The sequence below is a fragment of the Pseudomonas sp. 273 genome (assembly GCF_029201425.1).
Classification (GTDB): domain Bacteria; phylum Pseudomonadota; class Gammaproteobacteria; order Pseudomonadales; family Pseudomonadaceae; genus Pseudomonas; species Pseudomonas delhiensis.
This window is the reverse complement of the sequence record NZ_CP116775.1, coordinates 6,069,731-6,083,478: the sequence shown is the minus strand read 5'-3', so window position 1 is coordinate 6,083,478 and position 13,748 is coordinate 6,069,731. Positions and strand designations below refer to the sequence as shown.

General features: G+C 67.6%; 12 protein-coding genes. 3 read left to right on the top strand and 9 right to left on the bottom strand.

Annotated features, from left to right (window positions below):
- Nucleotides 1–88: 88 nt before the first annotated feature.
- From PKO50_RS27915 to PKO50_RS27880, 8 genes are all read right to left on the bottom strand, one after another.
- A complete protein-coding gene (locus tag PKO50_RS27915) occupies nucleotides 89–2,011 on the bottom strand; it encodes a PrkA family serine protein kinase (RefSeq protein ID WP_109931776.1) in 1,923 nt (640 codons plus the stop codon).
- Between the two features lie 275 nt (nucleotides 2,012–2,286).
- Nucleotides 2,287–2,616 (bottom strand): thiosulfate sulfurtransferase GlpE, encoded by a 330-nt coding sequence (gene glpE, locus PKO50_RS27910; protein ID WP_275627842.1) that lies wholly within the window; start codon nucleotides 2,614–2,616, stop codon nucleotides 2,287–2,289.
- A 13-nt stretch (nucleotides 2,617–2,629) separates the two neighbouring features.
- Complete coding sequence (locus PKO50_RS27905; protein ID WP_109931780.1) at nucleotides 2,630–3,454, bottom strand: symmetrical bis(5'-nucleosyl)-tetraphosphatase; 825 nt, start codon at nucleotides 3,452–3,454, stop codon at nucleotides 2,630–2,632.
- Entirely contained in the window at nucleotides 3,454–3,834 is a 381-nt protein-coding gene (gene apaG / locus PKO50_RS27900) for a Co2+/Mg2+ efflux protein ApaG (protein WP_089392966.1), read from the bottom strand. Before apaG ends, PKO50_RS27905 begins: the two co-directional genes overlap by 1 nt.
- Before the next feature lie 28 nt (nucleotides 3,835–3,862).
- Nucleotides 3,863–4,669 (bottom strand): 16S rRNA (adenine(1518)-N(6)/adenine(1519)-N(6))-dimethyltransferase RsmA, encoded by an 807-nt coding sequence (gene rsmA / locus PKO50_RS27895; RefSeq protein ID WP_275627841.1) that lies wholly within the window; start codon nucleotides 4,667–4,669, stop codon nucleotides 3,863–3,865.
- 142 nt (nucleotides 4,670–4,811) lie between these two features.
- Nucleotides 4,812–5,813: a 4-hydroxythreonine-4-phosphate dehydrogenase PdxA gene (pdxA, locus tag PKO50_RS27890; protein WP_275627840.1), complete on the bottom strand. Its 1,002-nt coding sequence runs from the start codon at nucleotides 5,811–5,813 to the stop codon at nucleotides 4,812–4,814.
- 132 nt (nucleotides 5,814–5,945) lie between these two features.
- Nucleotides 5,946–7,238, bottom strand: coding sequence for a peptidylprolyl isomerase (locus PKO50_RS27885; protein ID WP_275627839.1), 1,293 nt, complete (start codon nucleotides 7,236–7,238; stop codon nucleotides 5,946–5,948).
- Entirely contained in the window at nucleotides 7,219–10,023 is a 2,805-nt protein-coding gene (locus PKO50_RS27880; protein WP_275627838.1) for an LPS-assembly protein LptD, read from the bottom strand. Before PKO50_RS27880 ends, PKO50_RS27885 begins: the two co-directional genes overlap by 20 nt.
- 126 nt (nucleotides 10,024–10,149) lie before the next feature.
- On the opposite strand from PKO50_RS27880, the gene PKO50_RS27875 reads away from it, so the two are divergent.
- From PKO50_RS27875 to PKO50_RS27865, 3 genes are read left to right on the top strand one after another with little or no spacing between them, the layout of a single operon-like run.
- Nucleotides 10,150–11,166 (top strand): phosphotransferase, encoded by a 1,017-nt coding sequence (locus tag PKO50_RS27875; protein WP_275627837.1) that lies wholly within the window; start codon nucleotides 10,150–10,152, stop codon nucleotides 11,164–11,166.
- The gene (gene murU, locus PKO50_RS27870; RefSeq protein ID WP_109931789.1) at nucleotides 11,163–11,837 is read left to right on the top strand and encodes an N-acetylmuramate alpha-1-phosphate uridylyltransferase MurU; all 675 of its coding nucleotides are present in this window, start codon (nucleotides 11,163–11,165) and stop codon (nucleotides 11,835–11,837) included. The genes PKO50_RS27875 and murU overlap by 4 nt, the downstream gene beginning before the upstream one ends.
- Entirely contained in the window at nucleotides 11,838–12,596 is a 759-nt protein-coding gene (locus PKO50_RS27865; protein ID WP_275627836.1) for a DnaJ domain-containing protein, read from the top strand.
- A 32-nt stretch (nucleotides 12,597–12,628) separates the two neighbouring features.
- On the opposite strand, the gene PKO50_RS27860 is transcribed toward PKO50_RS27865, so the two are convergent.
- On the bottom strand, nucleotides 12,629–13,669 hold the full coding sequence (locus PKO50_RS27860; protein WP_275627835.1) for an alpha/beta hydrolase family protein: 1,041 nt from the start codon (nucleotides 13,667–13,669) through the stop codon (nucleotides 12,629–12,631).
- Nucleotides 13,670–13,748 lie beyond the last annotated feature (79 nt).

Here is a 13,748-nt window from a genome sequence, read left to right as displayed (position 1 = left end):
CCTCCGGGCCAGCTTCAAGCTTTGAGCTGCAAGCCACAAGCGATACTTGCTCTGGCTTGCAGCTTATTGCTTATAGCTTGGGGCTGCTTTATTGCGACTTGCGTACCCGCAGATACCATTCCGACAGCAGGCGTACCTGTTTCTCGGTGTAGCCGCGCTCGACCATGCGCCGGACGAAGTCGTTGTGTTTCTGCTGGTCCTCCTTGCTGGCCTTGGCGTTGAAGCTGATGACCGGCAGCAGGTCCTCGGTGTTGGAGAACATTTTCTTCTCGATCACCACGCGCAGCTTCTCGTAGGACAGCCAGCTGGGGTTCTTGCCGTTGTTGCCGGCGCGGGCGCGCAGCACGAAGTTGACGATTTCGTTGCGGAAATCCTTCGGGTTGCTGATGCCGGCGGGTTTCTCGATCTTCTCCAGCTCCTCGTTGAGGGCGGCGCGGTTGAGGATTTCGCCAGTTTCCGGGTCGCGGTATTCCTGGTCCTGGATCCAGAAGTCGGCGTAGAGCACGTAGCGGTCGAAGATGTTCTGGCCGTATTCGCTGTAGGACTCAAGGTACGCGGTCTGGATTTCCTTGCCGATGAACTCCACGTAGCGCGGCGCCAGGTATTCCTTGATGAAGCGCAGGTAGCGCTCGCGGGTTTCCGGCGGGAACTGTTCCTGCTCGATCTGCTGCTCCAGCACGTAGAGCAGGTGCACCGGGTTGGCCGCCACCTCGTGGGGGTCGAAGTTGAACACCTTGGAGAGGATCTTGAAGGCGAAGCGGGTGGAAAGCCCGGCCATGCCCTCGTCGACCCCGGCGGCGTCGCGGTATTCCTGGATCGACTTGGCCTTGGGATCGGTGTCCTTGAGGTTCTCGCCGTCGTAGACGCGCATCTTCGAGTAGATGTTGGAGTTGTCCGGCTCCTTCAGGCGCGACAGCACGGAGAACTGCGAGAGCATCTTCAGGGTGTCCGGGGCGCAGTGCGCGTGGGCCAGCGAGCTGTTGATCAGCAGCTTGTCGTAGATCTTGATCTCGTCGGTGACGCGCAGGCAGTACGGGACCTTGACGATGTAGATACGGTCGATGAAGGCCTCGTTGTTCTTGTTGTTGCGGAAGCTGTGCCACTCCGATTCGTTGGAGTGGGCGAGGATGATGCCGCTGTAGGGCAGCCCGCCCAGGCCCTCGGTGCTGTTGTAGTTGCCCTCCTGGGTAGCGGTCAGCAGCGGGTGCAGGACCTTGATCGGCGCCTTGAACATCTCGACGAATTCCATCAGGCCTTGGTTGGCCCGGCACAGCGCGCCCGAGTAGCTGTAGGCGTCGGCGTCGTTCTGCGGGAATTCCTCCAGCTTGCGGATATCCACCTTGCCCACCAGGGCGGAGATGTCCTGGTTGTTCTCGTCCCCGGGTTCGGTCTTGGCGATGGCGATCTGGTTGAGGATCGAGGGGTACAGCTTGACCACGCGGAACTGGCTGATGTCGCCGCCGAACTCGTTGAGCCGCTTGGTCGCCCACGGCGACATGATCGAGCGCAGGTAGCGCCGCGGGATGCCGTAGTCTTCCTCGAGGATGGCACCGTCCTCATCGGGGTTGAACAGCCCCAGGGGCGATTCGAACACCGGCGAGCCCTTGATGGCGTAGAAGGGCACCTTCTCCATCAGTTGCTTGAGCTTTTCCGCCAGGGACGACTTGCCGCCGCCCACCGGGCCCAGCAGGTAGATGATCTGTTTCTTCTCTTCCAGGCCCTGGGCCGCATGACGGAAGAAGGCGACGATCTGGTCGATGCATTCTTCCATGCCGTGGAAGTCGGCGAACGCCGGGTAGCGGCGGATCACCTTGTTGGAAAAGATGCGCGACAGCCGTGGGTCGGTGGAGGTATCCAGCAGTTCCGGCTCGCCGATGGCCATCAGCATGCGCTCGGCCGCGGTGGCATAGGCGGTCTTGTCCTGCTTGCAGATATCCAGGTACTCCTGGAGGGAGTATTCCTCCTGGCGGGTCGCTTCGAAGCGTTCCTGGAAGTGACTGAAAATACTCATGACGTCTCCTCGCTCGATGCATGGAGCCGGCACGGGATCGGTGTGAGTGGGTGCGGACGGGCTGCCAGCGTGGCCGGCGAATTTCCCCCAGAACTCCAACGGTACCTGGCTTGCGCCCTGAACCGCCCCGAATGGTCACTGCCGATTCCCGGAAGCCGGTGGGCCGGCTCTCCCCTTTTGGATGGCCTGAGGAAAAGGATAGTTCGTTATCCGGCCTGTAAAGGGGAATCGAGTGAGAAGTTACAGATTTATTTGTGGAACCTCGGCCAGGCCCCTCAGTCCGCCTGGCCGCTGCTGGTATCCGCGGGATAGACGCTGCGCCACAGCTCGAAGCCGCCGTCGACACTGTATACGTCGGTGAAGCCCTGCTGGATGAAGTAGGCGGCTGCGCTCTGGCTGGAATTGCCGTGGTAGCAGAACACCAGCAGCGGGGCGTCGAGGTCGGCCTGGCGGATGAAGTCGGCCACCGAGTAGTTGTCGATGTGGCGGGAGCCGCTCACGTGGCCCATGGCGTAGCTCTGCGGGTCGCGGATGTCCACCACCTGGGCGCCGGCCTGGCGCAGCTGCTGGGCCTGTTCGGGGGCTATGCGCTTGAATTCGCTCATGTTCTCTACTCTCTTACGCGGCGTTGCCGGCGCAATTGCAGGTGATGCGTTCGCCACTGTCGACGTTCAGCAGGGTCATGCTACCGCCCCACACGCAGCCGGTGTCCAGTGCGTAGAGGCCGGGCACGTCGCACTGGCCTTCCAGCGCCGCCCAGTGGCCGAAGATGATCTTGCGCCCGGCGGCCTTGCGTTCGGGGTAGCTGAACCAGGGGGCGTAGCCTTCCGGCGCGGTGCCCAGGCCTTCCTTGCTCTTCAGGTCGAGCTTGCCGTCGGGGGTGCAGAAGCGCATGCGGGTGAAGTAGTTGGTGATCACCCGCAGGCGGTCGATGCCGTGCAGCTTCTTGTCCCACTTGGCCGGTTCGTTGCCGTACATGCCTTCGAGGAACAGCGGCAGGCGCTGGTCGTCGCGCAGGGCCTCCTCCACCTCGGCGGCGCGCTGCAGGGACTTCTCGATGCTCCACTGCGGCGGGATGCCGGCGTGCACCAGGGTGATGTCGCGCTCGGCGTCGTGGTGCACCAGGGGCATGTTGCGCAGCCAGTCGAGCAGGTCGTCGCGCTCCGGCGCCTCGAGGATCTCGCGCAGGGTGTCGGCCTTCTTCAGGCGCTCGGCGTTGCAGGCCACCGCCAGCAGGTGCAGGTCGTGGTTGCCCAGCACGCAGACCACGGCGTCGCGCATGGCGTAGAGGAAGCGCAGGGTCTCCAGCGACTGCGGGCCGCGGTTGACCAGGTCGCCGACCAGCCACAGCTTGTCGCGGGCGGGGTCGAAGGCCACGCGCTGCAGCAGTTGCTTGAGCGGTTCCAGGCAACCCTGCAGGTCGCCCACGGCGTAGGTGGCCATCAGTGCAGCGCCCCCGGGACGGCGAGGCGGAACACGGGGATATCGGCGTCGAAATGATGGCCATCTGCCGCGACCATCTGGTAGCTGCCGGACATGCTGCCCACCTTGGTGGCCAGCACGGTGCCGCTGGTGTAGGTATGGCTGGCGCCCGGCTCGATCAGCGGCTTCTCGCCCACCACGCCGGCACCGCGCACTTCCTGCACGTGGCCGTCACCGTCGGTGATGATCCAGTGGCGGCTGAGCAGCTTGGCCGCCTGCTCGCCCTGGTTGTGGATGGTCACCGTGTAGGCGAAGACGTAGCGCTGCTGCTCCGGCTGCGATTGCTCGGGCAGGTGGCGGGTGGTGACGCTGACGCAAATCTGGTATCGGGGATCGCTCATGCTCGGCTCGGGCGTCTCGTCGAGGGTTTCACTGCTCGGGGGCCAGTTCCGCCAGGCGGTTGGCCAGGCGCACGAAGTCGGCCACGTCCAGCTGCTCCGGGCGCAGGCTGGGGTCGACGCCGGCGGCTTCGATGTCTTCGATGGACATCAGGCTGCGCAGGGTGTTGCGCAGGGTCTTGCGGCGCTGGTTGAAGGCTTCGCGGACGATGCGTTCGAGCAGGCGGTGGTCCTTGGCCGGGTGCGGCAGCTCGGCGTACGGCGCCAGGCGGACGATGGCCGATTCCACCTTGGGCGGCGGGTTGAAGGCGCCCGGGCCGACGGTGAACAGGTAGTCCACCTTGCAGAAGTACTGGACCATGATCGACAGCCGGCCCCAGTCGCCGCCGCCGGGCTCGGCGGCCAGGCGCTCGACCACTTCCTTCTGCAGCATGAAGTGCATGTCCTGGATGATCCCGGCGTGCTCCAGCAGGTGGAAGATCAGCGGCGTGGAGATGTTGTAGGGCAGGTTGCCCACCACCCGCAGCTTCTCGCCGGCCAGGGGCAGGGTGGCGAAGTCGAACTTCAGGGCGTCGCCCTGGTGCAGGCGGAAGTTCGGCTTGAGGCCGAAGCGGTATTTCAGCTGGGGGATCAGGTCGAGGTCGAGCTCGATCACGTCGAGCTGCGCGCCGCTGTCCACCAGGCCCTCGGTGAGGGCGCCCTGGCCCGGGCCGATCTCCAGCAGGTGCTGGCCTTCCTTGGGCGCGATGGCGCGCAGGATGCGGTGGATCACCCCGGCGTCATGCAGGAAGTTCTGGCCGAAGCGCTTGCGCGCGCGATGTTGGAAAAGCTCGGACATAAAGGCGGCTCCAGGCTTCAAGCTGCAAGCTGCAAGCGACAGGCTAGAGCCAAAGCGGGTCAAAGGGGGAAATTTTACCAGTTGTACCGTCCGCGGGCATCCTTGCCTGCCGCCTGCCGCCTGCCGCCTGCCGCCTGCCGCCTTAACGACGGGCTCCGCCCGCCTCGGCCATCTGGTAGGCCGTCTCCAGCGCCACCTGCAGGCTGCCGCCGTCGATGCGGGCGGTGCCGGCCAGGTCCAGGGCGGTGCCGTGGTCCACCGAGGTGCGGATGATCGGCAGGCCCAGGGTGACGTTCACCGCCGCGCCGAAGCCCTTGTACTTGAGCACCGGCAGGCCCTGGTCGTGGTACATGGCCAGCACGGCGTCGCAGTGTTCCAGGTGCTTGGGGGTGAACAGGGTGTCGGCCGGCAGCGGGCCGACCAGTTGCATGCCCTCGGCGCGCAGGCGCTCCAGGGTGGGCTCGATGACGTCGATTTCCTCGTGGCCCAGGTGGCCGCCCTCGCCGGCGTGGGGGTTGAGGCCGCAGACCAGGATGCGCGGCTCGGCCAGGCCGAACTTGTCGCGCAGGTCGGCGTGGAGGATGCGGGCGACACGCTCCAGGCGTTCCGGGGTGATGGCGTCCGCCACCTCGCGCAGCGGCAGGTGGGTGGTCACCAGCGCCACGCGCAGGCCACGGGTGGCGAGCATCATCACCACCTGCGGGGTGTGGGTCAGCTCGGCGAGGAACTCGGTGTGCCCGGAGAAGGCCACACCGCCTTCATTGATCACGCCCTTGTGCACCGGCGCGGTGATCATCCCGGCGAAGCTGCCGTCCAGGCAGCCCTGGCCGGCGCGGGTCAGGGTTTGCAGCACATAGCCGGCGTTGGCCGGGTCGAGCCGGCCGGCCTGCACCGGCGCCCCCAGCGGGGTGTCCCAGACGTAGAGCGCGCCGGCCGGGGCGGGCGCCTGTGGCCACTGGCCGGGGCCGGTCTCCAGCAACTGGATGTCCAGGTCCATCAGGGCGGCGCGCTCGGCCAGCATCTGCCGGCTGGCGATGGCCACCAGCGGGTGCGGCTGGGCCTCGCGGGACAGCAGCAGGCACAGGTCCGGGCCGATGCCGGCCGGCTCTCCGGGGGTCAGGGCGAATGGCTTGGGGGCTTGCATGGCGGTGTCTCTGGGGCATCGGCCGCACCGGGCAGCCGGGGTTGTTCGGTATGGGCCCACTCTACGCCGAAGCGTGGCGCGGGCAAAAAGAAACCCGGCCTTGGGGCCGGGTTCCTGTGTCGCTTGCGGGGCTTACAGCTTGATCTCGACGTAGGCTTCGTCGCGGATCTGCCGCAACCAGGCCTGCAGTTCCTCGTCGTACTTGCGGTTGCGCAGGACCTGGGCGGCCTGCTGCTCGCGGAACTTGTCGCTGCTGTCGGTGGCGCGGCGACCGAGGACTTCCAGGATGTGCCAGCCGAACGGCGAGCGGAACGGCTTGGACAGCTGGTTCTGCGGGATGCTGTTCATCACGTCGCGGAATTCCGGAACCAGGGACTCCGGGTCGACCCAGTTGAGGTCGCCGCCGTGCAGCGCCGAGCCCGGGTCTTCGGAGAACTGCTTGGCCAGCTTGCCGAAGTCCTCGCCACCCTGGATGCGCTCGTAGAGCTTCTGCGCCAGCTTCTGGGTTTCTTCGTCGCTGCGGATTTCGCTGGGCTTGAGCAGGATATGGCGGACATGCACCTCGTCACGCACCATCTTGCTGCCGCCGCGCTTCTCTTCCAGCTTGAGGATGATGAAGCCGCCAGGGGTGCGCACCGGCTCGGTGACGTCGCCCACGGCCAGGCTGCCGACCATGCCGTCGAACGGCGAGGGCAGCTGGGCGGCCTTGCGCCAGCCGATCTCGCCACCTTCCAGGGCGTTGTCGCCGGCCGAGCGGGAAATCGCCAGCTGGTTGAAGTCGGCGCCCTGCTTGAGTTGCTGGTAGACCTCCTGGGCCTGCCTGCCGGCGGCCTGGAGGGTTTCCGGCGAAGCGCCGTCCGGCACCGGGATGAGGATGTTGGCCAGGCGATACTCTTCGGAGAGCTGGATCTTGCCCAGGTCCGAGGCCAGGAAGTTCTGCACTTCCTGGTCGCTGACCTGGATGCGCTCGGCCACGCGGCGCTGGCGCACGCGGCTGATGATCATCTCGCGGCGCACCTGCTCGCGGGCGTCGTCGTAGGACAGGCCGTCGCGGGAGAGGGCGGCGCGGAACTGGTCCAGGCTCAGGTTGTTGCGCTGGGCGATGGTGCCCATGGCCTGGTTCAGCTCCTCGTCGGTGATGCGGATGCCGGAGCGCTCGCCGATCTGCAGCTGGATGTCCTCGATGATCAGGCGCTCGAGCACCTGCTGGGTCAGCACATGCTCGGGCGGCAGCGGCGCGCCGCGTTTCTCGATGGTCTGGCGGACTTCGCGCAGGCGCTGGTCGAGCTGGCTCTGCATGACCACGTCGTTGTCGACGATGGCCACGACGCGGTCCAGCGGGGTGACTTCGGCGTGGGCTGCGGAGCAGGCCAGCAGGGCGCCCAGCATCAGCGGGCGCAGGGCATTACATAGAGCTGTCTTCACGTTGACGATAACCTTGGATGCCTTGGTCGAGGAAGCCTTCGACTTGGTTGCCTACAACGCCGCCAAGGCCCTTCAGGATGATTTGCAGGAAGATGCCGCGGTCGGCTTTCGATTCGGCGGTGACGAACTCGTTGTCGTCGTACTTCAGCCAGTAGCGGTTGACCAGTCGCAGCTTCCAGCAGCAGCTGTCGTATTCGAAGCCGCCGAGGGCCTCGAGGGTGCGGCTCTGGTTGTAGTCGTACTGCCAGCGGGCGATGGCGCTCCACTGCGGAACGATCGGCCAGATGACCGAGAAGTCGTGCTGCTCGATCTTGTACTCGTCGCTGTTGTAGCTGAAGCGGCCGAGGTTCGGGTCGAACGACTTGCTGTCCGCGCGGTAGCGGTAGCCGGCGTTGAACACCTTCTGCGGCTCGGCTTCGGGCTGGTAGTGGAACATCACGCTGCCGTTGTCGGTGTGGTGGGTGTTCGGGTTCCAGTTGAAGTCGGAGCTGACGCGCCAGTCGTGGTCGAAGCGGTAGACGCCTTGCAGCGCGTACGGCGAGCGCCAGGTGTCCGCATCGGGGTTGTCGATCGTGCTGTTCGGGTGGGCCAGGTTGTAGTTGCGGATGTACTTCTCGGTCAGGCCTGGCAGTTGCACGCGGCGGTCGGAGAAGTAGTAGATCTGGCCGGCGCTGACCGAGGCGCGCTCGAAACCGTTGTCCTCGATGAAGCGCGAGGTGGCGCCCAGGGACAGCTGGTTGGCATCGCCGATGCGGTCCTTGCCGGTGAAGCGGTTCTCGCGCCACAGCGAGTCGTAGCTGAAGTTGAACTCGCCGGTGTCGAAGGTCGGCAGGTTGTCCTGGTTGCGGTACGGCACGTACAGGTACATGGCGCGCGGCTCCAGGGTCTGGCGGAACTTGGTGCCGCCGAAGCTGGTGTCGCGGTCGAAGTACAGGCCGCCGTCGAGCTTGGCCAGCGGCAGCGAGCGGTCGGGGCTGCTGTCGTAGCTGACTTCGCCGTAGTTGGTCGAGCTGTTCAGCTGTGTCTTGCCCTGGCTATCCAGGTCCAGGTCGTACTTGGTATACAGGCCTTTCACTGTCGGCGTCAGGAAGCCCCAGCTGCTGGCCAGCGGCAGACTGATACCGGGCTCGAAGTGCGCACGGTCGCCAGTGGCCCGGGCCAGGCCGGAGATGTTCACGTCCGGGCGTTGACCGAGCTTGTTGCCGTCGGCGTCGAAGTAGACGTCTTCGTCCAGGTTGCGGTCGAAGCGCACCAGTTCGCTGCCGTAGGTGAAGTCCAGGCCACCCGGGTTGAACGGCAGGCGGCCGTCGAGGGTCAGCTGCGGCAGGCGGTCGTAGGGGGTGACGTCGGTCACGGTGGCCAGCTGGTAGGCCTGGGCGTTGAGGCGCGCGGTGAAGTCGTCGCCGCGGTAGGTCAGGGCGCCCTGCTGGTTCACGTAGGTCGGCGAGCCCAGGCCCAGGGAGGTGTCCAGGTCCTGGAAGTAGTACGGGTCGCTGATCTTGGTGTAGTCGACCTGCGCCAGCCAGCGCGAATCCAGGCCGCTGGTGTTCTTCCAGCCGTACATCCAGCGCTGGTCGGTGAAGTGCGGTTGGCCCTCGCGGTCGTCGTCCTTGTCGTTCAGATAGGCGGCGGTGACCTGGCCCTCGCTGCTGTGGGTCAGGTAGCGGAACTCGCCTTCCATCATCAGGCCGCGCTTGGCCATGTAGCGCGGGAACAGCGTGGCGTCGTAGTTCGGCGCCAGGTTGAAGTAGTACGGGGTGACCACGAACATGCCGGTGTCGCTGGTGCTGCCCAGGGTAGGCGGCAGGAAGCCGGACTGGCGGCGGTCGTCGATCGGGAAATAGATGTAGGGAGTGTAGAACACCGGAATGTCCTTCACCCGCAGGGTCGCGTTGGTCGCGGTGCCGAAGCCGGTGGCCGGGTTCAGCTTGATGTTGTTGCCCTTGACGTACCAGGAGTTGCTGCCCGGCTCGCAACGGGTGTAGGTCCCGTCCTTGAGCTGGATGATCGCGTCTTCCTGGCGCTTGGCGTAGAGCGCGCTGCCGCGGACCTGGGCCTGGTGCATGACGTACTCGGCGTTGTCGATCTTCGCCTCGCCGTTGTCCAGCTGCAGGTCGGCGTGGTCGCCGACGATGAGCGCGCCGTTGTCGCGCAGGCGCACGTTGCCGGCCAGCTCGCCGCGGTTCTCCGCCTGGTGCAGGTTGGCCTCGTCGGCCTCCACCTGCATGCTGCCCTGGCGCAGGACCACGTTGCCGGCCAGGGTGGCGACCTGGCTTTCCTGCTCGTAGCGCGAGACCTTCGCCGAGACGTAGGTCGGAGCCTCGTCACGCGGGGTCTTGTCGTTCATGCCCGGGCGGGTGGGTTCGATGTAGGCGCCGCTGCAGTACGGGCCGACCTCCGCCAACTGGGCGGCGGTGAGCTTCTCCCGCGGGACCCAGTCTAGGTGGCTGTAGTCGGCGCTGCGCGACTTGAGGCCCTTGCCGCCGCTCTCGGTGACCAGCTTCTGCTTGGGCTCTTCGGCGCCGGCAGCCGCACCGGCGGCGACGGCAGCACCTTCGCCGCTGGCGCTGGAAGGGGTGCTGACCGAGCTTTCGGTATGCTCCGGGCGCGGCGGCAGGGCACTGGCCGGCTGCTGCGAGGCGCAGTCCCAGCTACCGCCGGAGGGGGTGCAGTTGAACTGTTCGGCCGCCGTGGCGGTCGAGGAAGCGAGCGGCTGCATAGCCAGCAGGCCACCGGTCACCAGTAAGGGGAACTTTCTACGGAACACGGGGAGAATCACTGCCATCTTGTTAATCCGGGCTTCCTGCGAGCCATCGGCCAGATCGGCCATAGCCACTCGATGGGCTCAAAAAGATGCTGGATAATAAAGCATGACCCGCGCAACGGCTAGGGCCGTGGAGAACCCCAAAAGATGTCTGAGGATGCCCGTTACCAGCTTCTGAATCGCTGGTTGGACTCTTGTTTACCCGTAGTGTTCAGTGCCGAGGGATGGGGGGCGGTGCCGCCCGCCGAGCTCACCCCGGCCAGCAGCGACGCCAGCTTCCGCCGCTATTTCCGCTGGCAGGGCGGGGGCCGCACGCTGATCGTCATGGACGCGCCGCCGCCCCAGGAAGACTGCCGCCCCTTCGTCAAGGTGGCCGGCATGCTCGCCGAGGCCGGGGTGCACGTGCCGCGGATTCTCGCCCAGGACCTGGAGCAGGGCCTGCTGCTGCTCGACGACCTGGGCCGCCAGACCTACCTGGACGTGCTCAACCCGCAGAATGCCGAGGAACTCTTCGAGGACGCCCTGGACGCCCTGGTGGCCTTCCAGCGGGTGCCGGCCGAAGGCCGCCTGCCGGCCTACGACGAGGCGCTGCTGCGCCGCGAGCTGGGCCTGTTCCCCGAGTGGTACCTGGGCCGTCACCTGGGCATCGAGCTGGAGGGCGAGCAACTGGCGCGCTGGCAGCGCACCTGCGACCGCCTGGTGGCCAGCGCGCTGGAGCAGCCGCGGGTGCTGGTGCACCGTGACTACATGCCGCGCAACCTGATGCTCAGCGAGCCGAACCCCGGCATCCTGGATTTTCAGGATGCCGTCTACGGGCCGGTGACCTATGACGTCACCTGCCTGTACAAGGACGCCTTCCTCAGCTGGCCCGAGCCGCGCGTGCACGACGGCCTCAGCCGCTACTGGCGCAAGGCCCAGGCCGCCGGCATTCCGCTGCCGCCGACCTTCGAGGAATTCTTCCGCGCCAGCGACCTGATGGGCGTGCAGCGTCACCTGAAGGTGATCGGCATCTTCGCGCGCATCTGCCACCGCGACGGCAAGCCGCGCTACCTGGGAGACGTGCCGCGTTTCTTCCGCTACCTCGACAGCGTCGTCGCCCGCCGGCCCGAGCTGGCCGACCTGGGTGCGCTGCTCGCCGAGCTGCCGCAACCGGTGGTGCCATGAAGGCGATGCTCCTCGCCGCCGGCAAGGGCGAGCGCCTGCGCCCGCTGACCCTGCACACGCCCAAGCCGCTGGTGCCGGCCGGCGGCCGGCCGCTGATCGAGCACCAGTTGCTGGCCCTGCGCCGCGCCGGTTTCCACGACCTGGTGATCAACCATGCCTGGCTGGGGCAGCAGATCGAGGACTACCTCGGCGATGGCTCGGGCTTCGGCGTCGGCATCCGCTATTCCGCCGAGGGCGAGCCGCTGGAGACCGGCGGCGGCATCTTCCGTGCCCTGCCGCTGCTCGGCGAGGCGCCTTTCGCTCTGGTCAACGGCGACATCTGGACCGACTTCGACTACGCGCGCCTGCAGGGCGCGCTGGCCGAGGGCGACCTGGCGCACTTGGTGCTGGTGGACAACCCGGGGCACAACGCCCGGGGTGACTTCCGCCTGGAGGGCGGGCGCGCCAGCGACTACCGCGAGGGCGAGCCCAGCTACACCTACAGCGGCATCGCCGTGCTGCACCCGGCGCTGTTCGACGGCTGCACGGGCGGCGCCTTCAAGCTGGCGCCGCTGCTGCGCGAGGCCATGGCGGCCGGGCGTGTCAGTGGCGAGCTGCACCGCGGGCGCTGGGTGGACGTCGGCACCCACGAGCGCCTGGCCGAAGTCGAACGTCTGCTGGCGGCCGGCTGAATGTTCTGGCCGGGCACCCTGATAGGCATAGTCGCCGGCTGGGCGCTGGCGAGCATCCCCGGGGCCATGCTCGGCGGCCTGCTCGGGCAGGTGCTCGACCGTCGCCTGCGCCGGCGCGGCTGGCGCGAGTTCCTCGACGAGCTGCGTGGCGGCGCACGGGTGTCGGAGGAGGAGCTGCTGTTCCTCCTGCTCGGCCGCCTGGCCAAGAGCCGTGGCCGCGTGCTGGACGCGCATATCCAGCAGGCCCGCGCGGAGATGCTGCGCATGGGCCTGGACGAGCCCGGGCGGCTGCGTGCCATCGACGCCTTCGGGCGCGGCAAGCAGGGCGGGCCGCGCCTGGAGGAGGGCATCAGCCAGTACCGTGGCCAGCGGCCGAGCGTCGACGGCCTGCTGCAGGCCTGCTGGCGCATGGCCTGGGCGGCCGGCGCGCCGAGCGCGGCGGAGAAGGCACTGATCCTGCGCTGGGGCGAGGGCTTCGGCCTGCCGCGCGCCACTGTGCTGTCCCTGGCCGCCGGCGTCGAGGCCCTGCGCGCGTCGCCGAGCCGTGCGGAAAGCTATCGCCAGGCTCTGCGCCTGCTGGGGGTGGAGGACGACAGCCCGGTGGAGGAGATCAAGCGCGCCTACCGCCGCCTGATCAGCCAGCACCACCCGGACAAGCTGGCCGGCGCCGGCGAGGCGCGCATCGCCGCCGCCACCGAGAAGACCCGCGAGATCCAGCAGGCCTATGCCGTGGTGCGCGAGCGTCGCGGTTTCCGCTGACGCCCGTTGCCGTTTCGTCGCGGCGGGCCCGCCTACTCGGCCGACGCCTGCTTGATGTGCAGCGACAGCCAGCCGCGGATCCGCCGGTAGAGCTGGTCCTGCTCGGTGGCGCGGTCGGCCGGCAGGGCGTTCATGCCGACCTGCACGTAGGTCTTGCCGGTTTCGCGCCGGCTCGCCTGCAGGCGGGCCTTGGCGGCGTCGCGGTCGGTGCGCCTGTCCTTGTAATAGAAGTCGCCGGTGGCCAGTTGCAGGCGCGGCACCATGTCCTCCAGCGGCGGGCGGAAGTCCCGCGGCACCTCGGCGTCGACGATCAGCAGGTTGTGCACCTCGCCGGGCTCGCGCTCGGCCAGGTAGCGCGCCGCCCAGTAGGCGCCGGTGCCGTGGCCGAGGAGGACGATGCTCTTGGGCTTGTCCTGCAGGGCGAAGTCGAGGCCGGCCTGGATGCGTGCCATGACCCGGTCGGCATAGGCCTTGCGCCGCTCGATGGCCGGGTCCGGCGCCGGTGGCGCCTCGCTGCTGGCCTGGGCCGGCTCACCGCTGCCGGCCTCGGCGGTGCTTTCCGGGGTGGGCGTGGCGGCGCCGGCTTCGCCCTGGACGTCCTTGCTGCTGGCACCGGCATCGCTGTCGGCGGCGGCCTTGTCCGGGCTTTCCTTGCGCGGCACCGGCTGGCTGTCCTGCGGGTCGGGCAGGCTGAGGGCGAGGGTCTGCCAGCCGGCATCGGGCAGCTTGCGCCGCAGTGGACTCACGGCCACCGGCCAGTCGGGGTTCTCGCCATCGCCGGGGACGATGATCACCACGCCCTCGGCCTGGGGCGCGTTGGCCGGCAGCCACAGGGCGAGGAAGCTTTCCTCGCCGGCCTGCAAGGTCTGTTGCTGCTTCTGCGGCAGGCGCTGCTGCAGGGCGCTGGCTTCGTCCTGGCTGCGCTCCTCCAGGGCCGGGCGAGCGGGCGTTGCCGGCGCCACCGCCGGGCCGGGCGGGCTGGCCGGTGCGTCTTCGGCCCAGCCCGGAACCAGGGGCGCCAGGCTCAGGGCCAGGCAGAGGGCGAGGCGGGTAGGCTGTGCGGGACGGGGCATGGGGCGGGTTCCTTGCATGGCTCGGGCAGGCCTGGCAAAACGGCCAGACTAATCCCTTGTTCCTGGTTTGTCAGGCGCC